This is a genomic window from Kiloniella litopenaei (genome assembly GCF_000982415.1).
Classification (GTDB): domain Bacteria; phylum Pseudomonadota; class Alphaproteobacteria; order Kiloniellales; family Kiloniellaceae; genus Kiloniella; species Kiloniella litopenaei.
In genome coordinates, this window is the sequence record NZ_LANI01000030.1 from 1 (window position 1) to 23,452 (window position 23,452).

The following is a 23,452-nucleotide window of genomic DNA, read 5'->3' on the forward strand; positions in this document are numbered from 1 at the left end:
GTTAGCTCTGCAAAACCCAAAGAGGTCAAAAAGCTATCTCAGGCAGCAGCTCCTAAACCACAGGCCAAGCAAAAAAAGATTACCGCCCTAAAGCCAACAACAACCGTTGCCATCGAAGATGATGACGACTGGTCTGAATTCTGAATCAAAAAATGAGAAGGTATTTCGTTTTGGTTCCATGGACAGATAAAAGGTTCGACAGATGATTTCATCCGCACTCGCTTCATCTGATACGTGTTCATCAGGAACTTCTGCACCAGAGGTCCCAGGTGAAAGCCATGAACGTGAATTCCCCTTCACTGACAAAGAATTCAAAACGTTAACCAGTATGGTTTACGAACGAACTGGCATCGTCCTAAAAGACAATAAGAAAAACATGGTTTACGGCCGCCTTGCCAGACGATTAAGAACCTTGGGAATGCATTCGTTCAAAGAATACCTAGCCTTTCTCGATAGCGCTGAGAGTGCTGATGAAACGGGCATGTTGATAAATGCAATAACAACAAATCTAACCAAATTTTTTAGAGAACCTCACCACTTTAAACACCTCTTCAACGCTTGCCACGCGATCACACAAAAACAGTCCGACAGAGGTGAGAAACGGCGATTACGACTTTGGTCAGCGGGATGTTCTTCTGGGGAAGAGCCCTATTCAATCGCGATTGTCATGAACGAGCTTTTAAAAAAAACCGCCCCAATCGATATTAAAATTTTAGCCACAGACCTTGATACAGGCATGCTTCAAACCGGAATGAACGGAATCTACAACACCAAATCAACCGAAAGCATGCCAGACAAGTTTAGAAAAAAATACACCCAGAATTTGTCAGACACCCAAATCAAAATGACCGCAGACTTACGTGATCTCATTACATTCAAACAGCTTAACTTGCTCGAAAAATGGCCGATGAAAGGGCCATTCGATATTATTTTTTGCCGAAATGTCATGATCTATTTTGATCAACCTACAAAAATTTCTCTTGGGCAACGTTATGCAAATATGCTGAGGCCAGATAGCTGGCTTTATATTGGACATTCCGAGAGTCTTTCCAGCGAAACAAACCTAAAACTCATTGGAAAAACAATTTATCAGCGTCAGGACAGGAACGGATAAAATGCTAGATATGACCGATATTAAAAGCATACCCCCACAAGAAAAGGTTCCTGATCACTTCTACTCTGACGACACTGATCTAAAGCATCCGCACGAAGGAGAACCCAAAAGGTTCTTCGATCCACAGTTCAAGCATTACGCCGTCAAGATATTACCAGGAACGCACTATGTCACCTCTCGACATGATGAAATGCTTATAACAACCCTAGGCTCGTGTGTGAGTGCTTGTATTCGAGACACCGCGCTAGGAGTAGGAGGGATGAATCATTTCATGCTGCCGGAAAGTGGTACAGGAAAATGGGGCGGAAGTAGTGCAGCTATGCGATATGGCAACCATGCTATGGAAACCTTACTCAACGATGTTCTCGCTATGGGTGGTGCAAAAAATCGTTTGGAAATAAAGCTTTTTGGCGGGGGACATGTTCTAAATTCATCCAACCTCGTTGGTGAGAAAAATGTCCAGTTTGTTGAACGCTATTTAAAAAATGAACACCTCGCCCCCTCATCACAGCATCTCGGCGGTACACAGGCCCGAAAAATTATATTCTTCCCTAAAACCGGGATCGTAAAAATGAAGTTGTTACCACATGCATTTGATGAAGAAGTTGTTATGAGCGAACGCAAACTCCGCTCTAACCTTGATCATCAGGAAATCGAAGGCAGTGTCGAATTATTTTGAGCAGGAAGTTGTTTTGACCCCAATAAAAGTCCTCATTGTTGACGATTCAGCCCTTATGAGAGAGCTCTTGTCAGCCCTTTTATCTCAGGATCCATCAATCAAAGTTGTTGGCACTGCAACCGATCCCTATCAAGCGCGCCAGATGATCAAACAACTACTCCCCGATGTGATCACTTTGGACATTGAGATGCCAAAAATGGATGGCTTATCTTTCCTGGAAAAAATCATGACACTTCGCCCTATGCCGGTGGTCATGGTTTCCTCGCTAACACAGCAAGGGGCCGAAGCAACACTTAATGCACTGGAACTAGGCGCTGTTGACTTTTTCCCGAAACCCAAACTGGATATGAAACGCGGTATTGAAAGTCGTGCTGAAGAACTTATTCACAAAGTGAAAAACGCGGCACTGGCAAGAGTCAAAACCCTCGAGCGGCAGTCCGACTCTCAGCATGATTCATCTATTTTATCAAACATCACCTTCTCCACGACTGAAAAGGTTATCGTCATCGGTGCTTCAACTGGAGGCGTTGAGGCGCTGCGTGTTGTGATTAAAAACTTACCAGCAAATAGCCCTGCGGTTCTGGTGACACAACACATGCCGGAAAAATTCACCAAAACCTTTGCCGACCGTTTGGACAAAATATCTGCAGTTTCCGTCAGCGAGGCCAAACACGGGGAAAGAGTACTACCTGGACACGTTTACATTGCTCCGGGGGGTAAACATCTAAAGCTCCACCGTTCTGGTGCAAATTATCTTTGTCAGCTGACAGATGAAGAAGCGGTGTCAGGGCACAAACCATCTGTTGACGTTTTATTCAATTCCACCTGTGAAGCAGCAGGAAAAAATGCCATCGGCGTCATTCTGACAGGCATGGGCAAAGATGGTGCAGCTGGCATGCTCGAGTTACGAAAAATTGGCGCAAAGACTTTTGGGCAAGATGAAATTTCCTGTGTTGTTTATGGCATGCCCAAAGCAGCCTACGAAATAGGTGCAGTTGAACAACAGGTCCCCTTGAACAAAATGGCAGAAACCATGTTAACAGCCTGCGGGGCAGCAAAAGACAGGCATATCCGAGTATAGGACACCACGCAACGTGAGGGTCATACCTCGCACCCTAAGGAGATTTTTATGGCTATGGTAGCACAACCAAATATCTATGACGCCGCTGAGGATGAGACCATGGATGAGTCTGAACTAGGGGCGACAGAGGATCAAGAGGCTACACCAGAAGATCACAGTTTACCCGTAATCCCTGGGAGCCCACCTGTCGGAAGCCATGAGGGTATGCATGATTTACTCACCCTGTGGGTCGGCTTGTCCGATGTCCAAAAAAGGACCTTTAAAGCACTCACCAAAGAAGTCGAAGTTGCAAGCGAGCTTGTTGAAACATCCACAGAAGAACTATCAACAAACTTCCAAAAGCTCGCTAGCTTTTCCCAAAGGCAAGCAGACGACCTGAAATCAATAATAGAATCTGCCAGTACAGTGGTTGTTGACGATCAGGAAATAACCCTGACAGATATTCTTCATGTCATGGAAGGATCTATCAGCACAGTCGTAGAGCAAATATTACATGTCTCAAAACACGGTATGTCTATGGCCTATGCAATGGAAGATCTGCTTGGTAACGTTGAAAAGGTTCAAGCTAGGGTTACTGATATTGAGACAGTAACCAAACAAACAAACTTACTCGCTCTAAATGCAAAAATAGAAGCGATGCGTGCCGGAGAAGCCGGGGCGGGCTTTTCGGTTGTTGCAGATGGCGTGAGAGAACTATCAAACTCCATTAATGATCTTTCAGGGCAAATTCGACAGGAAATATCCGATGTTTCCCAGTCTCTATCCGATAGTCAGGGGAACCTGAAAGAAGTTACCTCTATTGACATGACCGAAAACATCATGGCCAAAGAACGGATAGAAGAAATTATGACTTGCCTTATTGAGCGCAACGAATCTTTCAGTCAGACCATCCAGAATTCTGCAAGTAATTCAGATAACATGACGCGCCAGGTATCGGAAATGATAACAGGCATCCAGTTCCAAGATCGGACAAGTCAACGACTGGGCAATATCCTGGACGCTTTGAAAATCTTGTCAGAAGCTGGTGAGGAAATGAAAGCAAAAACCGAAGAGCAAGTCGGTGAAGAAATAACCCCCGAACTTGATAGAGAGTGGCTCAACCAACTTATCAATGGATTTCATCTGGGAGAGATGCGCGAACGCTTCATCATGCACGCACTTTATGACGAAGAAGATCCCACAAATACAGAAGCTTCAAGCTCTGAGGGAAACGATTCCTCGCAAGAGGACGAAGACGACATAGAACTATTTTAGTGTAGAAGGCTGATCATAACTCGGATCAATAGCCTGACGATATCAGGGAAAGGACACTACTAAATGGACTATACATTTACATCGGACGGGCCCCTCCTAAAGTGTAAAATGGCTGGTGAATTTACCTTTACCGATCACCCCATTTTCAGAGACATGATTGACGAAGCAGTCAAAACAGGTGCTCGATCCATTCAGCTGGACCTGCAGGAAGTGGAATATATTGATTCTGCTGGTTTAGGAATGTTTCTTGTCGCGAATGAAAGGTCCGGTGAAGAAGGGTGGAAGTTCTCTATAAGCAATCCGCGAGAAAAGGTTCAAAAAATGTTCACTCTTGCAAAGCTTGAAACCATTGTTCCCATCATAACGGATTAAAACATAGAGGTTTCAACCAATTTTTATCGTTTAGATAGCCACTATAAACAAGCTAGATCAAGCGTGGATGCACTATGACTCATAACGCAAATGACATTCCTTTCGAACAGCTGGAAAACCGGAAAATTCTGGTTGTTGATGACGTAAAGTCTTTGCGTGATGTCATGAGAATTATTTTACACAAGGCGGGCTTTAAAAACATAGAACAGGCTGAAAATGGCCAGGATGCTATGGCTAAAATAACCGCAGATCCCCCCGATATTATTATTCTCGATCTAATGATGCCACTAATGGATGGTATGGAGGTTTGTCGCCTGGTTCGAGAAATGGAAAAAACCGCCACCATCCCGATCCTTGTACAAACAGCTATGCATGACAACGAGGAACGACTTAAAGCCTTTGCCGCCGGGGCAAGTGATCTTGTGACAAAGCCTGTTAATGCTCTGGAGCTGGTAATACGGACAACGCTTCATCTAGAGAGCCTGGTTCTTACTGAAAACCGGGAAAAATACAGATCCAGAGTGGCAGATGAGTTAGCGACGGCAAAAGACGTTCAACAAAATTTGTTACCATCCGGTGAGCATCTCAACCAAATTCGTAAGCAAACAGGCATTAAAATCACATCCATGTGCGAACCTTCATCGGAACTCGGTGGGGATTTTTGGGGTGCCCACGCTTTAAATGATGGATCAATAGGTTTTTTCGTCGCTGATTTTTCCGGACACGGCGTTGTATCGGCCCTGAACACCATTCGATTACACACCCTTTTATTTAATGTCGGAGAAGCATGGCAACAACCAGATCAGTTACTTTCAAATATAAATCAGAGCCTGTGCGATATGCTGCCAACCGGACAGTATGCAACAATGATTTTGGGCCTGATCTCTCCTCAAAACCAAACCTTAAACTATGCTGGAGCAGCATCTCCTCCGCCTATTTACGGTGTTTGGCAGAATCCTGAAAGCTTAAACTATCTTGATACAACCGGCCTGCCACTTGGGATTAGCAAAACGGCAACCTACCCTCTTCAAACTGTTCCCTTTACAAAAGATCACTTCCTGCTTTCGTTCAGTGATGCCCTTATTGAAACAAAACTGAGAAACGATACATATCTGGAAGGTGAAGCCTTAATAAACTTGGTAAAAGAGCTTACAGAGGGAACAGCAAATCCCCAATTACTCGACCAACTTATTGCGACTTTTTTTGAAAAAGGTGGTCATGAATTACGGGATGACCTAACAGCTATTTGTTTTGATTATCTATAACAGCGACCCACAGAATTTCTTTTAAGCACATCTAAATATCAAAATTGGGCTTAGTTCTGAATTAAAGAGCAATCCGGGCAGTCACTCTATTACCCTTGTCGTTATACGTAAGCTCACTAAAAACCATCATCTTGGCCATAGCAATACCCCGCCCATGGCTTGAACGGATCCGCTCATCATCAATCGTCAAATACTTCCGCCAATTGAATCCCTTGCCCTCATCTTCAACGATAAAAACGATTTCATCATCATTACGCGTGTAGCTTACCCTTACATATCTTGTGTTAAATGGCTCTAGCTTAATACGATTTTGAATTTCATCGTACAAACGACCTGTCTCTAGCAACTCTGTTTTTAAGTTATAGCCAATTTCAAGATTTCCGTGTTCAACCGCATTTTGAAGAAGCTCGTTTAACCCAATGACAATACCATCGGCACCTGGGCACGCTAAGCTGAGCATAGTCGTTAAATTTCGAGCCTCTTCGACAGTCTGAAACTCAAAAGTACCCGATGTAATCAAACCAATTGCCGAGCTTCGGGTTTCTATTTCATTTAACAACGCACGTACATGATTAAATTGATTAACCGCTGCACAGGTTACAGAATATAAAATATCTAAATCACACGGCTTTTTAATCGTATGGAACCAATTATGAACAACGACCTCCAAAGGTGATTTTCGGCTATCTATTTCTGTCATGACGACGGTTGGAATTTGCTGAGGTAACTTTCTTGAAGCACCAAGAACAAGGGATGAGGCTGATAATAGATCCCGATCATATTCATCGGAAATCAGAATTAATCCAATAGGATCAGCTTTTAAATCGTCATCAAATAAAATGGCGTCCGGATCAAGAGAACAGATCACATCAAAATTTTTATCTGTCAAAAAATTGGTAATCTGTGCTCGAACGGTTTCGTCCGGCTCTATCAAAAGTACCCGCGGCTCTTTGGAGTTCATTAATTCCCCCTGATCCCTGTACGATCATCGGCAATAGTGAAAAACTGTCAACCACTATACCCTTCAGAGTATAAACAAACCATAAAGATGAACTACCTATAATTGACACCCTTCAACGAAGGGCAAACCGCAATACGCCCTGTAAAAATCGCGGTTTTACCAACCACCCCAAAGAGCAATGACAAGAGCCTTATTCGCCGCGAGGATAACGCGCGCCTTCCTCTAGAACATTAAGATCCATGTGATTTCGCATGTATCTTTCTGACGCTTTTTGCAGGGGCTGAAAATCCCAAGGGAAATACCCCCCATTTCGCAAGGCCTCATAAACAACCCAACGACGAGCTTGGCTTTCACGTACCTGTGCATCAAACAAAGACATGTCCCATCTGTTTCTGACCTTTGCCATAAACTCTTCAACCAGTTCAGATAAATTTTCATCCTCGGCCAAATTATTCAGTTCATGAGGGTCAGATTCCAGATCAAAGAGTTGCGGAGGATCCAGTTCACAGTGCGTGAATTTATACTTTCCTTCACGGATAGAAACCAAGGGAGCATAAGAACCTTCGGCCGCATACTCCATGTAAACCGGGCTCGTCCGCTGGCCGCCTTGCATCAAGCTAATCAGGCTTTCACCATCTGTCCAGGGTTCAACTTGGCTCAAGTCAACGCCGGCCAGATCAGCAAGTGTCGGAACAACGTCAAGATTTGAAACTGGGTCGCGCACCAATCTTCTGTCACCGTTAGGAACGGAAATCATCAGTGGAACACGCGCCGAGCCCTCAAAGAAATTCATCTTGAACCATAGTCCGCGCTCACCCAACATATCCCCATGGTCAGAACAGAAAACGATGACGGTGTCATCGCGCATACGACAACGATCCAGGACACCAACAAGTTCGCCGACCTTATGATCAAGATAAGATATGTTCGCAAAATATGCTTGGCGTGATCGCCTTACATTCTCGGGCTTGATGTCAAAATTCTCATAGTCATTCGCCAAATATATACGTTGAGAATGCGGATCCTGATCATCAAAAGAAATTTGATGAACCGACGGTTCCAGATGCTCACAATCTTCATAAAGGTCCCAGAACTCTCTACGGGCAACATAGGGATCATGCGGATGCGTAAAACTGACGGTCAAACACCAGGGACGTTTTTCATCACCCTGTTCACGGGCAAGTTGATACAACTTTTGCTGCGCATGAAACGCGACTTCGTCATCGTATTCCATCTGATTACTTATTTCAGCTACCCCGGCTTCGGTCACAGAGCCCAGATTATGATACCACCAGTCAATTCGCTCCCCTGGTTTTCTATAGTCTGGTGTCCATCCAAAGTCAGCCGGATAGATATCTGTTGTCAGGCGATCTTCAAAACCATGAAGCTGATCGGGTCCAACAAAATGCATCTTTCCACTCAAGCAAGTATAATACCCTGCTCGTCGCAAGTGATGCGCATAGGTTGGAATATCTGATGCATATTCAGCTGCGTTATCGTAAACTCTGGTTCGCGAAGGTAACTGCCCTGCCATAAACGAAGCACGTCCCGGCGCACAAAGCGGGCTTGCGGTATAGTTATTTTGAAAGCGTACCGATTTTTTCGCTAAATCCTTTAGGTGAGGAGCATGCAGAAAATCAGCAGGTCCATCCGGAAATAAGGTACCGTTTAACTGATCAACCATGATGATCAAAATATTTGGTTGTGACGCCATTTCCTTAATCCCCTACCTAAGAAGCGATCAGTCGCGATATTAAAAAATCGATTGACCGCAAGACATAACAAAAATTACGATCAAAATTATAAAAGAAATAGATTTCCTTGTGTAGATTGCGTTTCCATATGGCCGCCATAAATAATTTAGACAACAAGCTGCACACCCATATAGCTGAGCTACATGCCTTTAATGCCGCAAGCAGACTTGGAAGCCTGACAAAAGCAGCGGAACAGCTCAAAATCACCCAACCAGCCCTTAGCCAAAAAATTAAACGCCTTGAAACCTTTGTTGGCGAGCCTCTTTTTTTACGCCAAAATCGCGGTGTAAAATTAACACCGACGGGTAAAGCCCTCTTTGAATCGACCCAAGAGATCTTTCAAACTTTTCATGGTATTTTCAAAGATATTGAAAAAAGAAAATCAGTAAAACAAGTGCGCATCAGTACTGATTTTGCTTTCGCAAGCCACTGGCTGGTTCCCAGGTTGGCCGACCTTCGAAACGATCTAAATGATATAGACATACAGGTCTTTACATCACAAACACCTGACAACCCGCTGTCTTTTCAAAGCGATATCATTATCTCTCTTAAAACAGCACCCCACACCGACAGGCGGAATCATATTCTTTTTGAAGAAGAAGTGTTTGCAATTTGCAGCCCTCGGTTTCTAGAAAAGCACGGCCCTTTTTTGAAAGCTTCGGACATTGGAAACCAACCCTTACTTGATTTAACAGCATCCCCAGACGCAAGCTGGCACAACTGGAGCAGTTGGCTGGAATTACAAGGTGTCAAAAAATCAACTCAAGCAACCTCTATCGGCCTCAGTAATTATAGCCTGGTTATTCAGGCTGCCATTAGAAGCCAAGGTCTTGCCCTTGGCTGGAAAGGATTGATCGAAGAGCAAATTGCCGAAAAAGAGTTAGTGATCGCTTGGCCACAATCAGTACGAAGTGATCGATCTTACAGCCTTGAACACAGGGAAGATGCCTCAACCCACGTAAAAAAAGTCTTTGCCTGGATCAAAGATCACGCATCGCGCAATTCATAATCAATATAAAACAGTCCGACTTGCCCCACTTTATAAGAACTCTTATATGAAAGGGTATATTTTTATTCTTTTTTGAGAGTCCCATGTCATTTATTCGCCCCCAAACACCCCTTAGTTCAGGGGAATTCATAGCACTTATGGCTTTTTTGATGTCATTGGTCGCTCTATCCATCGACGCCATTATGCCAGCATTGCCTTTAATGGGGCAGGATCTCGCAGTTACAAACCCAAATGATGTCCAGCTTGTGATCGGCATCATATTTTTAGGATTGGCTACAGGACAGATTTTCTTTGGCCCCTGGTCTGACAGTATTGGCCGAAAGCCTGTTATCTACTGTGGGTTAATCATTTTTATTATAGGGTCGATTATTTCCGCAACCGCAAGCGACTTTAACCTAATGCTATTGGGAAGGTTACTACAGGGTGTTGGTGCTTCTGGCCCCAGAACTATTTCGGTTGCCCTTGTTCGGGATCAATTCGAAGGCCGAGCCATGGCGCGTATCATGTCCTTTATCATGGCCGTCTTTATTATTGTGCCAACAATTGCACCCGCACTGGGCCAGTCAATTATGATACTCTTTGATTGGCAGGCAATATTCTATAGCTTTTTCCTACTCGCAAGTATCGTTCTGGTCTGGTTTGCAGGCAGACAACCAGAAACGCTATCACAGGAAAACAGAATTCCCTTAAGCATCGGGCACTTCTGGAGCGGCCTGAAAATGATCCTTACCAACAAACAATCGCTTGGCTACACCCTTGCAGCAGGTATTATTTTCGGGGCCTTTATTGGGTACCTCACCAGCGCACAGCAAATCTTTCAGGATATATACAACATTACAGACCTTTTCCCGCTCTACTTTGCGATCTTGTCACTTTCTATTGGTGCAGCTTCCCTGACCAATGCCAATCTGGTCATGCGATTTGGTATGAGAAAGCTATCAAAAATTGCACTGATTATCATGACTATTCTTGCTATCCTGTTTCTGATCCCGGCAACTCTGGCTTCAGGACAACCACAACTGTGGTTGTTTATGATCTACATGATGCTTAGCTTCTTTTGCATTGGTATTCTCTTCGGGAATTTCAATACTCTCGCCATGGAACCTCTCGGTAAACTTGCCGGTCTCGGGTCCGCCGTTGTCGGTTCTCTGACAACCTATATCTGTATGGCAATTGGAATCACTATTGGACAAAACTATGACACCACTGTTTTGCCCTTAGTCTATTCCTTTGCCATTCTCGGCCTCATTTCCCTGGGCATTATGCTCTGGGTTGAAAGACAGCCAGAAACACAGCTCACTTAGCAATAAAGCAGTGCACAAAGCCACTGTGCACTGCTTTATCTTTTAACCCGGGGTTTAAGTTCTAGTCCCGTTTACTTAATCAGGTTTAATTGCAAAGCGTCCGCTCCCCGTAAAAAGAAGCGCCAAGGCCGTCACCAGGAAGAAGCCTTGAAGTTCCAGTTGCCAGCCTCCTTGATTATTCAAAAGCATCAGTTGGTGACTGTGAACCAGCACCATTGCAAAAATCATATTAATCGCGACCAGCAAAGAACCCAGCCGAGAATAAAATCCAGCGATGATCAGAAGTGGTGCGATCACTTCCCCAACGAACACACCATAAGCCATAAACTCTGGCAAACCCAAAGAAGCCAACTTACCGCCGATGAATTGAATTGATCCCGGGTTTCCCAGCTTGTGAATACCATGCAAGATCATCATACCGCCCAGACCAAGGCGAAGAAGAAATAGTCCAAGTGACGAATTATGAAGAATGCCCATCTATTTATCCCCCAAGCGTTTTCACGCTCTCAGCGCATATTCTATCAAAGATAAAAATGCTCTACTTATCAGTTCTATTGCCCTGTCTATTCTTGTGATTTTTTGCTGCAAGCAAGAAAAGACTTTCAAATATGATGACACAACAGCAAAAGAAGATCCATCTTTTCAATAGCTTCCGCATAATCCTCATCTATAAAGACAAAACAGGCCCGACCATTTTCATGATCGGGCCTGCTCTTTACCTTGCTAGAAAAACTTATTCGCCGTTAATCCCGAACAACCAAAACAGAACATTTTGCGTGACGGACAACCCGCGCAGCGTTTGGCCCCAAGAGATAATCTTCCATCCGCGGACGATGTGCACCCATGATGATAACATCTGCGGTTATCTCTTCGGAAATACGTAGAATCTCTTCATAGGCATTTCCGTGTCCGATAATGTGTTGAACCTTGATTCCCTCGGGAATGTTGTCATCGACAAACTTGTGCAGGGCTTTGTTTGCCCCTTCCATCATCTGCTCTTCATGATCCTTTGGAAAAAAAGAGCTTACGATACTGCTCCCAAAGTTGGGGACAACCGTCATGATATGAAGTGTTGATCCAAAAGCCTTGGCATATTCAACACTGGTTGGAAGTGCCTTGCCCCAGCTGTCTTTCTGGTCCAGATCAACGGCCAACAGGATATGTTTAAACATTCAATATCTCCTTAAACGGCTGCTGTTTCAGCAAGTGGATTACGACGGCGACGTTGCAGCATGACAATCAAGCCCAAAAGCAAGAAGGCAGGTACATAGAAAAGCTCTTTTGCTGGGCGCTCGACAGGCACACCAACCGATGTGATAACCTGATCAAAATCAAACCCGGCTTTTTCAGCTGCAGAGTTAAAGGTAACACCGTCAACAATAACCTTACCTTCGTCTTCAAGAAGCTCCAGACCATAGCCTTCAACACGCTCTTGGCCAGTCGCTTCATCACCAACCTTGATCAACATGGTTAAAGCGATGGGATCCCCAACATCATCTTCGGCAGCAACAATCAGGCGGATTTCCTGCCCCGGATCAACATCTGCCATTGCCTGAACAAGGCCATTACCGCCACGTTCTTCGTAGGGTTCAATCGCCAAATCGAGCCAGAATCCCGGACGGAAAAGCGTAAAGGCAATCAAGATCAATGCAACAGATTCCCACAGCTTTGACTTTGCCATGAAATATCCTTGTGTACCGGCCGTAAATATCAACATGGCCCCGGTCGCTATTACAAAGATCAAAACACCCTCGCCGGCTGAAACGTCAATCAACAGTAGATCTGTATTGAAGATAAAGAGGAAAGGAAGCAGCGCTGTTCTCAGGGAATAGAAAAAGGCAACAAATCCGGTACGAATAGGATCACCGCCTGAAACCGCAGCTGCGGCAAAAGAGGCAAGCCCCACCGGTGGCGTCACATCCGCCATAATTCCGAAGTAAAACACAAACATATGAACAGCAATAAGCGGTACAATCAAACCGTTCTGCTGCCCAAGAGCAACAATCACAGGCGCCAGTAACGAAGATACTACAATATAGTTCGCTGTTGTCGGCAGGCCCATCCCCAAAATCAGACTAAGGATCGCTGTCCAGAACAGAATTAGCATAATCTGCCCCAGAGAAAGGAACTCCACCAGCGCCGCCAATTTAAGACCAACGCCCGTTTGAGAGACTGCCCCCACAATGATACCGGCCGCCGCAGTTGCAATACCGATACCAATCATGTTTCTCGCCCCGGCAATCATGCCTTCGACCAACTCGTCTAGACCACGACGGATTGTACCCGCAGTTCCTTCTCCGCGATAGAACGCGAAAAGATAACGTTGCGTAAACAAGATGAAAATCATCAAGGCAGCAGCATAAAAAGCTGAGGTTCCCGGTGACTTTCGTTCAACCATCAAGCACCAGATCAAAACCACAACCGGTAACAGGAAATGTAATCCAGACTTCACAGTCGGACCCGTTTCCGGCAGTTCAACAACCGCGCTATTGGGATCATCCATTTCAAGATCCGGATAAGACGAACTGATCCGGGCCAACAAGAGATACGCAACAAGGATCAAAGCCATAATGACCCACTGCGTCTCGTCACCAAAAGTTGTCTTGATCAAATCAATGACAAAGAACAAGCCAAAGGCACCAATGACAGTCGTGCCCAAAACCATTGCACCTGTGGAAATCGTCTTGGCAACAGTTGATTGATCCGCGGACTTTTTAAGTAAGCCAGCAATGCCGTACATAATAGCAAGAACAACAACAATTCCGGCCAACCGTGCCGTTGATGTCTCAAGGAAATGATAGACTTCGTACAGGTAGTACAGTCCTCCGGCCAAAGCGATGATCATGGAAAGAGTAATCCCCCATGACATTAGCACCCATGATGTTGGCTTGCTTTCGCCATTGCGAGACAATCCCTGCATGTTCAGTTTTTTAGCTTCCAGATGCACAATATACACCAAAGCAATGTATGAAATGACAGCGGGGAGGAAGGCGTGTTTCACAACTTCAAAATAGGGAATGCCGACATATTCCACCATAAGGAACGCAGCAGCTCCCATAACCGGTGGCATGATCTGGCCATTCACAGAAGAGGCGACCTCTACCGCACCTGATTTTTCAGAATTAAAGCCAACCCGTTTCATCATTGGAATGGTGAACGTTCCCGTCGTAACAACATTCGCAATGGAAGAACCGGAAATAAGACCTGTCATCCCCGACGCCACAACAGCTGCTTTCGCAGGGCCACCACTGAAATGCCCCATCAGCGCAAAAGCAACTTTGATAAAATAGTTACCCGCACCCGCACGATCCAGCAGCGCACCAAAGAGCACAAAAAGGAACACAAGGTCCGTTGAAACACCAAGAGCAATACCAAAAACACCTTCATCGCCCAGGAACTGATGATAGGTTGTACCGCCAAAAGAAGATCCCTTCCAGGCAATCAAGTCAGGCGCATAAGGCCCAAAGAAAGTGTAGCTTAAGAACACAATAGCCACGACCATCAAAGGTGGTCCAAGCGCACGTCTAGTTGCTTCCAGTAGTAAGATCATCCCAATGACAGCGACAACAATGTCGAACTCTGTCGGGTTACTTGGGCGGTTCGATAATCGCAGCCCAGAGATCGCTTCGGCAAGAGACGTATCGGCTAAAAACGGGTAGAGAACACAAAAGGTTCCAACGATAGATAAAACCCAGTCGGCCAGAGGAATACGGCGACGTGGAGAATTTTTGAAAGCCGGATAAGCCAAAAAGGCAAGAAACACAGCAAAACCAAGATGAATTGGGCGGGATTCACGTGTCGAAAACACGCCCCAACCAAGTTCGTACGGTATCGGAGACGCGATCCAGACTTGAAAAATTGACCAGATCAATGCCGTAGCAGACATGACAAGAATGATCGTTTTATTAGAGGGTATTCGCCCCCCCGTATCTGTTGAGGCGACAAGGTCTTGAAGTTCCTCATCACTCAGAGCAGTATTAGAATTTTCTGAAGACATCCCCTATATCCCTGTTAGCTGTGCTCGGCTTTAGGCCCCCACAAAGCGACCCCACCATTGCTTTATCTGTTAACAATCAGATGAAACGGAATTCATAACTTCTGATAAACAAAACTAAAGATATCATAGGCCGTGACAAAGTTGGCCCGAAATAAAGATAGGGCGGAAGTACCGTGGTTCTTCCGCCCTATTATTAAATGCCCGGATTACATCCAGCCACGTTCTTTGTAATAACGCACAGCACCATCATGAAGCGGTGCAGACAGATTTTTGGTAATCATGTCTTCTTCTTTCAGATGCGCAAATGCAGGGTGCATTTTTTTGAAACGTTTGAAGTTATCGAAAACAGCTTTCACCATTTGGTAAACAACTTCATCATCAACAGCAGTGGAGCTAACAAAAGTTGCACCAACACCGAAAGTCGTTACATCTTCCGGGTTGCCATTATATGTGCCACCTTTAATAGATGTCATCGCATAGTAATCGTTGTCTGCGGCAAGCTTCTGGATAACATCGTTATCAACAGTGATCAGTTTAGAATCACAAGAAGTCGTTGCTTCTGTAATTGTACCTGATGGGTGACCGACAGTGAACACGATAGCATCAACCTTGTTGTCACAAAGTGCAGCAGCCTGTTCAGCTGATTTAAGTTCGGAAGCCAGCGCAAAGTCGCTCATCTGCCAACCCATTTTCTCCATAACAACTTCCATAGTTGCACGGGCACCTGAACCTGGATTACTGACGTTAACTTTTTTGCCTTTCAGGTCATCAAAGGTTTTGATGCCGGAATCAGCGCGCGCAACAACTGTAAAGGGCTCTGGATGTACAGAGAATACGGCACGCAGTTCTTTGTAAGCACCATCAGGGAATTTTTCTGGCGCAGTCCCGTTATAGCCGTGGTACTGCCAATCAGACTGGGCAACACCCATATCGATATCACCAGCGCGCATACCATTGATATTATCGACGGAACCACCTGTTTTATGCGTACAGTTGATTTCGTGATCTTTGGTACCCTTGTTAACCAAACGGCAGATAGCACCACCAACCTGATAATAAACACCAGTTTGACCGCCAGTACCAATCACAACGTGTTTTGTGTCAGCAAAAGCTGCGGACGTCATCAGTGCCGCACCTGCTACTGCTGTCATTGCCATTTTTTTTACAAACATGCCTACTCCTTGGTTTCATGCTTTTTATTAACTTTAACTATCCTGCAGGATATCAACTTTCACAGCCATCTACCCCACAATCATATTCATGTGCCGAACCACAAACGAATACTATTAACCATCTTACACGTGACGGTTAAATTTCTTAACCATTGGGCCTCTGTAACAAAATACAAACGCACCAAACCCCACTAGCTTTTTCGATGCAAAGGCACCGCAAAATTGTTTAATGTCCTGACAGGTAAATTATATTATTTGGCAGTAGCACCCTTGAACGAGTAATTCAAAATGCTACGAAAAGCATATTGGATCCGTGTGTTACCTTTTCGAATCTACTTTCGTTTCATGCGCTTAGCTTACGTCAAACCCAATGCGAATGGAATAGCCAATTCATATTTTCCCTGTCTAATCGAACTACTTTGCGAGTTCTTTATCCCCGACATGGTTGCGTATGTAATATTTACAGTCAACAGATAACATTTGTTCTTTTTTACACCCCACATCCAAGGACTCCCCAAAAGTCTAGGGTTTCTCCACCTTAGAGAATATTAAAACTCAAGACTTCCAGAAGACATTTGTTTCTTTGCGATATTCATTAAAGGTCTGGATTCTTTGCTTTGTATCCGGGGCACCTTTTTCAATCAAAGCTGTCAAAAGCCATTCTGATAATGCAAAAAATCCGACAAAACTATCAAACCCGACAAAGTCTTTGTAATTCCGAGGCGTTGATATTGGTGATATTAGCGTCACATCAGGCTTGAGCGGCAACGAATTAGCCGTACTATCAGACATCAAGATCAGTGTTGCGTCTCTTGATTTTGCTATTTCGCACGCCTCGATTGTCTCTCTTGAAAAGGGAGAAATAGAAACAGCGAGCACAACATCCTCGGCCCCTACCGTCAATATTTCATCAACCGGAGAATTGGCATGTCCTGGCGCCACAATTAAATTTGGCAACGCCATTCTGCCCACATAATAAAGATAATGAATCAAGGTGTAGGGTGCCCGCGTTCCCATCAAATAGACATTTCGTGCCCCGAGTATCATTTCTGCAGCTTTTTCAATATCTTCGGCTTCGTTATGACGCAAAGCTTCGGTCACATTGCCGATCACACTGGTCGCTGTATCCGCGCGCACACGTTCAATCCCGCCACGATCATAAAGCTCGTTCACCCATTGTGTTGTATTGGAATTTGACGCACTTGCGGTTAAAGCAGCCCTGAAAGGCTCCCTTAATTGATTATAACTATCAAACCCTAACTTTTGGGCCAATCGCACTAACGTATTGGTGCTGACACTTGTTGCTTCTGCGCAATCCCGAATTGACTTCATGCCAAATTTGGCAGGATTATCAATAATAAACATTGCAACACGACGTAAACTGCGAGGGTAAGCATTTAATTCTTTTGTCAAACGCTCTACAATACGGGCCTTCTCGACCTGACTCATGGCACCCCCAATCAACACCTCAAATAATAACAAATGTTATTATATTTGACTTATTGACACAAACGATATTTTAGCGAACTCTATTTACCATCGTTATGACTGGGCAAGGTTTCTCTTTGCCGCCATGCTTCCCGTCGAGCCGTTCGCTCGAAACGCAAATAGAGAGCAGATATGGGACACGTATTTCCACGCCACACCAAGACAAATTTACCAACAGCCGTTTCTGGCGAAGGATGCTACATCATTGACCAAAATGGTAAGCATTACTTTGATGGATCCGGCGGCGCAGCCGTATCTTGTCTTGGGCACTCGGATCAAACCGTTCAGGAAGCGATTAAGAAACAAACTGACCAACTGGCTTTTGCTCATTCCGGCTTTTTTACGACGGAGCCTGCGGAAAAGCTGGCCGATCTACTTGTTGCAAATGCACCAAAAGGCATAGATCGCGTTTATTATGTTTCCGGTGGCTCAGAAGCAGTTGAAGCAGCATTAAAGTTGGCGCGTCAATACCATCTGGAACGTGGCGACAAAGACAGATCACACGTTATCGCCCGCTGGCAAAGTTATCATGGAAATACGATCGGTGCCCTCTCTGCCGGCGGTAACAAGTGGCGACGCGAACCCTTTATGCCCATGCTTGTTCCCATGTCGCACATAGACCCCTGTTATCCCTATCGTGACCAACAAGAAGGCGAGAGCGATGAAGCCTATGGGGTACGTGCCGCAAATCGGCTGGAAGAGGAGATCCTTAAGATTGGCCCTGAAAAGGTTTCAGCCTTTATCTGCGAACCTGTTGTCGGCGCGACCATGGGGGCGGTTGCCGCAGCGCCGGGATACTTAAAACGCATTCGTGAAATTTGCAACCAATACGGCGTTCTGCTTATTCTCGACGAAGTGATGTGTGGTATGGGGCGCACTGGCACTCTCTTTGCCTGTGAACACGACGGCGTCACCCCGGATATTCTCTGTATCGCTAAAGGACTTGGCGCAGGCTACCAACCCATCGGTGCCATGTTATGTAGCAGGAAAATCTACAACGCTATCGAAAACGGATCAGGCTTTTTCCAACACGGCCACACCTATCAAGGGCATCCAACCGCCTGTGCCGCTGGCTATGCTGTTATCTCAACCATGCTGGAACGCAACCTTCTCGACAACGTTAACAAGCGTTCGGAACAGCTTATGCAGGCCTTAACCGATGCATTCGGACAACATCCCTTTGTCGGCGATATCAGGGGACGCGGTCTTTTCATTGCCATTGAACTGGTAAAAGACAGAGAAACAAAAACACCTTTTGATCCCAAGCTTGCAGTTCATGCAAAAATTAAGAAAACAGCCTTTGAAAACGGCCTGATCTGCTACCCGATGCCCGGTACTATTGATGGCAAAAACGGTGATCACGTTCTTTTGGCGCCACCTTTTATCATCCAAGACGAACATATTGCAGAAATTGTCGAGAAGCTTTCCGCCAGCTTTTCATCGGTCTTTGATACACTGGGAAGCTAAGACAATGTCACCAACCATTCTTATGGCAGCACCGAACGGCGCCCGAAAAACCAGATCAGACCACCCGAACCTGCCCGTGACGGTCCCCCAAATCGTAGAAGAGGCTATTGCCTGTCAAAAAGCAGGAGCCGCAATGGCCCACCTTCATGTCAGGGATAAGGATCAGCAACATGTTCTTGATCCCGGTCTTTACACAGAAGTTCTCTCTGGCATCAAAGAAACCATTGGCGGTGATCTTTTGGTTCAGATCACAACCGAGGCCGTTGGCCGATTTACCCCACAGGAACAGGTCAATTGCGTCAAGAGTGTTCAACCCGAAGCCGTCAGTGTTGCTTTAAGAGAAATGATGCCCGACGGCGGAGAGGTTTATGGGTCTAAATTCTATCACTGGGCAGAAGAGACTTCTGTTCATGTTCAACACATCCTTTACGATGCCGCAGATTTCAAACGCTTTCTGTCCTTAGTTCAACAGGGTTTAATTCCAGCGACAAAACCATCCCTTCTTTTTGTTTTAGGACGTTACGCTTCGGATAACTTAGGCAAGATAGAAGAGCTAGGGGCCTTTCTAAAGATTAAACAAGAGCAGAACACAATTGATTTGGGCCCTTGGTTCGTCTGTGCATTTGGGCATAACGAAGCCCGATGTGCGTCTGAGGCCATTACAAAGGGCGGACACGCCCGCGTTGGTTTTGAAAACAACTCCGATTTAAAGACCGGAGAAGAAGCAACGTCGACAGCTGAAATAATCGCACAAACCCGCGACGATGTTCTGGCAATGGGTAACACAATCGCCACGGCTCAGGATGCGCGAAAACTACTCGGCATCACCTAAACCAGACATACCAGCTATCCAGAATAAAAATATCCGGATAGCTGGTAAAAAGTCTTCAATCTTTAGAGAACTTTTTCTGCCACATGAGAAATCGCATCTCTGGCGGCTTCAATAATAATATCGGCCTCTGCCTGTGTCATACAAAGCGGTGGTGCAAAGCCGAGAATGTCGCCCTGGGGCATCGCACGACCAATCACCTTGCTCCGTTCCAGCAAAGCAGTGGCAATTTGAGGGCCAACCTTATCTGCCGCATCAAAGAATATACGGTCATCACGGTCTTTAACAAATTCAATAGCCGAGAGAATGCCCTCGCCCCTGACATCACCAACAATAGCGATATCAGACAGGGCACTCTTTAGGCCTTCGTTAAAATAAGATCCCATTTCACGCGCATTACTGACCAGATTCATTTCATCAATCAGCTTCAGATTTGCTACACCCGCCGCAGCACCAATGGGGTGCGCAGAATAAGTCCAGCCATGACCAATCGGTCCCAGCTTATCGGTTCCTTCTTCCAGAACCTTCCAGACTTTCTCTGACACGATCGATCCGGACAAAGGCGCATAGGCTGATGTCAAGCCTTTGGCGATGGTAATAATATCCGGTTCGATGTCATAGTGATCAGACCCAAACATTGACCCAAGACGGCCAAAGCCTGTAACAACCTCGTCCGCAATCAGCAGAATATCGTGTTTTTTCAAGACAGCCTGAATAGCTTTCCAGTAACCAGCTGGCGGCGGGACAATACCCCCAGTCCCCAGAACAGGCTCACCAATGAACGCTGCAATGGTATCCGCCCCTTCGCGGGCGATAAGCTCTTCCAGACTATCGACACATTGCTGCACAAACTCAGCTTCGCTCTGGTCCAGATTTTCGCGACGGAAATAATAGGGTGCATCCGTATGAACAACTTGCGACAACGGCAAGTCAAATTTGTTATGGAACAGCTCAAGCCCCGTCAGAGAACCGGTCATCAAGCCTGAACCATGATAGCCCCGCCATCTAGAGATAATTTTCTTTTTCTTGGGGCGGTCCAGCACATTGTTATAATACCAAACCAGCTTGATATTTGTTTCGTTTGCATCGGAACCAGACAGACCAAAATACACTTTGGACATATTGGCAGGCGCCCGGTCCAAAATCATCTTTGCCAGCGTGATGGATGCTTCAGTACCATGCCCGACATAAGAGTGATAATAGGCAAGCTCTTTTGCCTGTGCTGCAATTGCATCTGCGACTTCCTGTCGACCATAGCCAATATTCACACAATAAAGCCCAGCAAAGGCGTCCAGCGTTCTGTTCCCATCACGATCTTCAATATAAAGCCCTTCGCCACCTGCAATCACCCGGTTTTGCAGATCACCACGCGCAAACTGTGCAAGGTGTGTTGAAGGATGGAAAAAATTATCGCGATCCCATTCTGCCAATTGATCATTTCTAAGCATATTATTTCCCTTAAACTTTCCGCCCTGAACATTCTGGGCTTAAACACTCAGGCCTTTCATTACAGCCCTAGATTTCATTGTCTTCACGCGTAGTTGCGGCAGACATATTTAATTTCTGTAAAGGCTTCCAGACCTTGCCGTGCCCCTTCACGGCCCAGACCGGATTGCTTCATCCCCCCAAATGGAATAGGTGCCCCCGTCACCTTTGTTCTATTGATCGCAACCATACCGTATTGCAGATCTCGGCTTGCCCGATATATTTTCTTCGGATCCTGACAATGCACATAGGCAACCAAACCATATTCAGATTCATTGGCCAGTGCGATGATATCTTCGCCTTCAGCAAACGAAGTCAGACAAGCCACCGGACCAAAGGTTTCCTCGTGATTGATCAAGGCATCAGCAGGAACATCCCCCAACACTGTCGGCTGATAGAACAACGGTCCCAGCGGATCGCGTTTTCCGCCACACAAAAGGCGCGCGCCCTTTGTCAAAGCATCAGAAACATGTGCCTCTTGCTTCAAAACAGCATTCTCGTTCATAAGCGGGCCAATGTCCGGATCCTCAAGACCGCGCCCAAGACTCAAAGCTTTGACTTCTTCAACAAATTTCTGGGTAAATTCTTCGTAGACACTCTGTTCAATAAAGAAGCGGTTCGCAGCCAAACAGTCCTGGCCAGATGTTGCAAATTTAGCCGATATTGCCGACTTGACCGCATGATCGATATCAGCATCCCCATAAACAATAAATGGAGCATGCCCACCCAGTTCCAGCACTAGCTGTTTAATGGTTGATGCCGATTGCTGATAGATCAGGCGACCAATTTCGGTAGAGCCAGTAAAAGAAACGACCTGTACCCGATCATCCGATGTCCACTGGGGAACAATTTCACCCGGTTCCCCGGTCACAACATTAAAGACACCAGCGGGTATACCCGCACGTTCTGCCAGTTCGGCCAGCGCGGTTGCTGAGAAAGGCGTCTCCTTTGACGGATGGATAACGCAAGTACATCCGGCGGCCAGTGCTGCGGAAGCCTTGCGCGTGATCATCGCACAGGGAAAATTCCACGGTGTAATCAAAGCAGCAATCCCAGCGGGTTCCCGCCAGACCTCAACTTCCCCACCCGACATATGCGAAGTCACATTTTCTATATTTGGGCGTTTGGCTTCTTCGGCATAAAATTCAATAAAATCGGCAGCATAATCAATTTCGCCCCGTGCCTCGGATATTGGTTTCCCTTGTTCAACGGTCATAATCAAAGCAAGGTCTTCACGGTTTTCATGCAACAGATCAAACCAGCGCCGCAGAATAGCAGACCTATCTTGTGGCAACAAAGATGCCCAATCCCGAAAAGCTCTTTGCGCAGCATCAACAGCGGCCTGACTTTCAGTTGCATTCATCTTTGGGATCGTGCCGATCTCTTTTTGATTGGCCGGATCTGTAACAACGAGACTTTCCCCCGAAGACGCATCAGACCAATGCCCATCTATATAACTGAACTGTTTAAAGAGCCTTGGATCACGAAGAGAAGATAGGGATACAGATCTGTTTTTCTCACGACCCGTCCCTGTTTCTTGCTGTGCTTGATTACTCATCTAGAGACAACCCATTTAACTGTGTTTGATATCACAGCTCAATCATGTCGGATCACCGACAAAAAGTGTCTCTAAAGAACGGATAAAAAGAAGAAGAGCTTTCGCCTATACCACGTAAATCAGATGTTTCATCTATGAAGATGTCGATTGCTCTTGTACCAACAGATCAATAGGCAAGGCGTTTGTTTGTTTTACAGGCTTTGTAACAACATAGGTAAAATATCGTTTCAGCCCGATTTCAGCAGCCAGCAATCGGTCCACGAAACGCTGATACCCATCAACGTCTTTCACCACGATTTTAAGAATATAGTCTAGCCCCCCGCCGACAGCCCAACATTCCTGTATTTCCGGATAGTCCTGAACGGCTTTTTCAAACCGCTCAAAATCTTCGGTAAGATGACTGCCAAGTTCCGCCTCCATAAAAACAAAGGACAATGGGGCAAAGAATTTTACAGACAAACGCGCTTCATAGGAATCAATGATACCCGCCTTTTCCAGGCGCTGTAAGCGTCCCCAACACGGGGTTGGGGACAAATTAACCCGTTCAGCAAGAGCCGCCTTTGTAATACGTCCTTCAGTTTGCAATATCTTTAATATTGCAATATCGCGATCATCCAAACGAAGGCCAGCAACGTGCATCAGTAACCTAACTTTCTTTTCTTA

At 45.6% G+C, this 23,452-nt stretch carries 20 protein-coding genes; 10 read left to right on the plus strand and 10 right to left on the minus strand.

The window, feature by feature from the left end; all coding sequences use genetic code 11:
• The first annotated feature begins 202 nt into the window (after positions 1-202).
• From WH95_RS17590 to WH95_RS17615, 6 genes are all read left to right on the plus strand, one after another.
• Complete coding sequence (locus tag WH95_RS17590; RefSeq protein WP_082114224.1) at positions 203-1,114, plus strand: CheR family methyltransferase; 912 nt, start codon at positions 203-205, stop codon at positions 1,112-1,114.
• A 1-nt stretch (position 1,115) separates the two neighbouring features.
• On the plus strand, positions 1,116-1,793 hold the full coding sequence (locus WH95_RS17595) for a chemoreceptor glutamine deamidase CheD (protein ID WP_113772047.1): 678 nt from the start codon (positions 1,116-1,118) through the stop codon (positions 1,791-1,793).
• Complete coding sequence (locus WH95_RS17600) at positions 1,777-2,874, plus strand: protein-glutamate methylesterase/protein-glutamine glutaminase (protein ID WP_281174850.1); 1,098 nt, start codon at positions 1,777-1,779, stop codon at positions 2,872-2,874. Before WH95_RS17595 ends, WH95_RS17600 begins: the two co-directional genes overlap by 17 nt.
• Positions 2,875-2,922: 48 nt before the next feature.
• Complete coding sequence (locus WH95_RS17605) at positions 2,923-4,128, plus strand: methyl-accepting chemotaxis protein (protein ID WP_046509672.1); 1,206 nt, start codon at positions 2,923-2,925, stop codon at positions 4,126-4,128.
• A 63-nt stretch (positions 4,129-4,191) separates the two neighbouring features.
• Positions 4,192-4,500, plus strand: a complete 309-nt coding sequence (locus tag WH95_RS17610; RefSeq protein WP_052742125.1) for an STAS domain-containing protein — start codon at positions 4,192-4,194, stop codon at positions 4,498-4,500.
• Between the two features lie 74 nt (positions 4,501-4,574).
• Positions 4,575-5,765 (plus strand): PP2C family protein-serine/threonine phosphatase, encoded by a 1,191-nt coding sequence (locus WH95_RS17615; RefSeq protein WP_052742126.1) that lies wholly within the window; start codon positions 4,575-4,577, stop codon positions 5,763-5,765.
• Between the two features lie 61 nt (positions 5,766-5,826).
• On the opposite strand, the gene WH95_RS17620 is transcribed toward WH95_RS17615, so the two are convergent.
• Entirely contained in the window at positions 5,827-6,726 is a 900-nt protein-coding gene (locus WH95_RS17620; RefSeq protein WP_046509673.1) for an ATP-binding response regulator, read from the minus strand.
• A 190-nt stretch (positions 6,727-6,916) separates the two neighbouring features.
• A complete protein-coding gene (gene betC / locus WH95_RS17625; protein ID WP_046509674.1) occupies positions 6,917-8,440 on the minus strand; it encodes a choline-sulfatase in 1,524 nt (507 codons plus the stop codon).
• Between the two features lie 128 nt (positions 8,441-8,568).
• On the opposite strand from betC, the gene WH95_RS17630 reads away from it, so the two are divergent.
• Positions 8,569-9,489: a LysR family transcriptional regulator gene (locus tag WH95_RS17630; protein ID WP_046509676.1), complete on the plus strand. Its 921-nt coding sequence runs from the start codon at positions 8,569-8,571 to the stop codon at positions 9,487-9,489.
• A gap of 137 nt (positions 9,490-9,626) precedes the next feature.
• A complete protein-coding gene (locus WH95_RS17635; RefSeq protein ID WP_281174853.1) occupies positions 9,627-10,793 on the plus strand; it encodes a multidrug effflux MFS transporter in 1,167 nt (388 codons plus the stop codon).
• Positions 10,794-10,868: 75 nt separating this feature from the next.
• Here WH95_RS17635 and WH95_RS17640 read toward each other — a convergent pair whose 3' ends face one another.
• The 5 genes from WH95_RS17640 to WH95_RS17660 all read right to left on the minus strand — a co-directional run bounded on the left by WH95_RS17640 (position 10,869) and on the right by WH95_RS17660 (position 17,411).
• Positions 10,869-11,270 (minus strand): DoxX family protein, encoded by a 402-nt coding sequence (locus WH95_RS17640; RefSeq protein ID WP_204247831.1) that lies wholly within the window; start codon positions 11,268-11,270, stop codon positions 10,869-10,871.
• Between the two features lie 266 nt (positions 11,271-11,536).
• Complete coding sequence (locus WH95_RS17645; RefSeq protein ID WP_046509678.1) at positions 11,537-11,965, minus strand: universal stress protein; 429 nt, start codon at positions 11,963-11,965, stop codon at positions 11,537-11,539.
• Positions 11,966-11,976: 11 nt separating this feature from the next.
• Entirely contained in the window at positions 11,977-14,790 is a 2,814-nt protein-coding gene (locus WH95_RS17650; protein ID WP_046509679.1) for a TRAP transporter permease, read from the minus strand.
• Positions 14,791-14,996: 206 nt separating this feature from the next.
• Complete coding sequence (locus WH95_RS17655; protein ID WP_046509680.1) at positions 14,997-15,962, minus strand: TAXI family TRAP transporter solute-binding subunit; 966 nt, start codon at positions 15,960-15,962, stop codon at positions 14,997-14,999.
• Between the two features lie 555 nt (positions 15,963-16,517).
• Complete coding sequence (locus tag WH95_RS17660) at positions 16,518-17,411, minus strand: MurR/RpiR family transcriptional regulator (RefSeq protein ID WP_052742127.1); 894 nt, start codon at positions 17,409-17,411, stop codon at positions 16,518-16,520.
• Positions 17,412-17,582: 171 nt separating this feature from the next.
• Here WH95_RS17660 and WH95_RS17665 point away from each other — a divergent pair, with 171 nt between their 5' ends.
• Together WH95_RS17665 and WH95_RS17670 are read left to right on the plus strand one after the other, a co-directional pair.
• Positions 17,583-18,917: an aspartate aminotransferase family protein gene (locus WH95_RS17665; protein ID WP_046509681.1), complete on the plus strand. Its 1,335-nt coding sequence runs from the start codon at positions 17,583-17,585 to the stop codon at positions 18,915-18,917.
• Between the two features lie 4 nt (positions 18,918-18,921).
• Positions 18,922-19,749, plus strand: coding sequence for a BKACE family enzyme (locus WH95_RS17670; RefSeq protein WP_046509682.1), 828 nt, complete (start codon positions 18,922-18,924; stop codon positions 19,747-19,749).
• A gap of 62 nt (positions 19,750-19,811) precedes the next feature.
• Here WH95_RS17670 and WH95_RS17675 read toward each other — a convergent pair whose 3' ends face one another.
• From WH95_RS17675 to WH95_RS17685, 3 genes are all read right to left on the minus strand, one after another.
• Positions 19,812-21,194: an aspartate aminotransferase family protein gene (locus WH95_RS17675; RefSeq protein WP_046509684.1), complete on the minus strand. Its 1,383-nt coding sequence runs from the start codon at positions 21,192-21,194 to the stop codon at positions 19,812-19,814.
• Between the two features lie 83 nt (positions 21,195-21,277).
• On the minus strand, positions 21,278-22,789 hold the full coding sequence (locus WH95_RS17680) for an NAD-dependent succinate-semialdehyde dehydrogenase (RefSeq protein ID WP_046509685.1): 1,512 nt from the start codon (positions 22,787-22,789) through the stop codon (positions 21,278-21,280).
• Between the two features lie 132 nt (positions 22,790-22,921).
• A complete protein-coding gene (locus WH95_RS17685; RefSeq protein ID WP_046509686.1) occupies positions 22,922-23,428 on the minus strand; it encodes an Lrp/AsnC family transcriptional regulator in 507 nt (168 codons plus the stop codon).
• Between the last annotated feature and the right edge of the window lie 24 nt (positions 23,429-23,452).

What these genes read in the sequence shown, in the direction of transcription:
- WH95_RS17590 (WP_082114224.1), top strand. Translation starts at nt 203, where the DNA reads ATGATTTCATCCGCACTCGCTTCATCTGATACGTGTTCATCAGGAACT.
- WH95_RS17595 (WP_113772047.1), top strand. Translation starts at nt 1,116, where the DNA reads ATGCTAGATATGACCGATATTAAAAGCATACCCCCACAAGAAAAGGTT.
- WH95_RS17605 (WP_046509672.1), top strand. Translation starts at nt 2,923, where the DNA reads ATGGCTATGGTAGCACAACCAAATATCTATGACGCCGCTGAGGATGAG.
- WH95_RS17610 (WP_052742125.1), top strand. Translation starts at nt 4,192, where the DNA reads ATGGACTATACATTTACATCGGACGGGCCCCTCCTAAAGTGTAAAATG.
- WH95_RS17615 (WP_052742126.1), top strand. Translation starts at nt 4,575, where the DNA reads ATGACTCATAACGCAAATGACATTCCTTTCGAACAGCTGGAAAACCGG.
- WH95_RS17620 (WP_046509673.1), bottom strand. Translation starts at nt 6,726, where the DNA reads ATGAACTCCAAAGAGCCGCGGGTACTTTTGATAGAGCCGGACGAAACC.
- betC (WP_046509674.1), bottom strand. Translation starts at nt 8,440, where the DNA reads ATGGCGTCACAACCAAATATTTTGATCATCATGGTTGATCAGTTAAAC.
- WH95_RS17630 (WP_046509676.1), top strand. Translation starts at nt 8,569, where the DNA reads ATGGCCGCCATAAATAATTTAGACAACAAGCTGCACACCCATATAGCT.
- WH95_RS17635 (WP_281174853.1), top strand. Translation starts at nt 9,627, where the DNA reads ATGGCTTTTTTGATGTCATTGGTCGCTCTATCCATCGACGCCATTATG.
- WH95_RS17640 (WP_204247831.1), bottom strand. Translation starts at nt 11,270, where the DNA reads ATGGGCATTCTTCATAATTCGTCACTTGGACTATTTCTTCTTCGCCTT.
- WH95_RS17645 (WP_046509678.1), bottom strand. Translation starts at nt 11,965, where the DNA reads ATGTTTAAACATATCCTGTTGGCCGTTGATCTGGACCAGAAAGACAGC.
- WH95_RS17650 (WP_046509679.1), bottom strand. Translation starts at nt 14,790, where the DNA reads ATGTCTTCAGAAAATTCTAATACTGCTCTGAGTGATGAGGAACTTCAA.
- WH95_RS17655 (WP_046509680.1), bottom strand. Translation starts at nt 15,962, where the DNA reads ATGTTTGTAAAAAAAATGGCAATGACAGCAGTAGCAGGTGCGGCACTG.
- WH95_RS17660 (WP_052742127.1), bottom strand. Translation starts at nt 17,411, where the DNA reads ATGAGTCAGGTCGAGAAGGCCCGTATTGTAGAGCGTTTGACAAAAGAA.
- WH95_RS17665 (WP_046509681.1), top strand. Translation starts at nt 17,583, where the DNA reads ATGGGACACGTATTTCCACGCCACACCAAGACAAATTTACCAACAGCC.
- WH95_RS17670 (WP_046509682.1), top strand. Translation starts at nt 18,922, where the DNA reads ATGTCACCAACCATTCTTATGGCAGCACCGAACGGCGCCCGAAAAACC.
- WH95_RS17675 (WP_046509684.1), bottom strand. Translation starts at nt 21,194, where the DNA reads ATGCTTAGAAATGATCAATTGGCAGAATGGGATCGCGATAATTTTTTC.
- WH95_RS17680 (WP_046509685.1), bottom strand. Translation starts at nt 22,789, where the DNA reads ATGAGTAATCAAGCACAGCAAGAAACAGGGACGGGTCGTGAGAAAAAC.
- WH95_RS17685 (WP_046509686.1), bottom strand. Translation starts at nt 23,428, where the DNA reads ATGCACGTTGCTGGCCTTCGTTTGGATGATCGCGATATTGCAATATTA.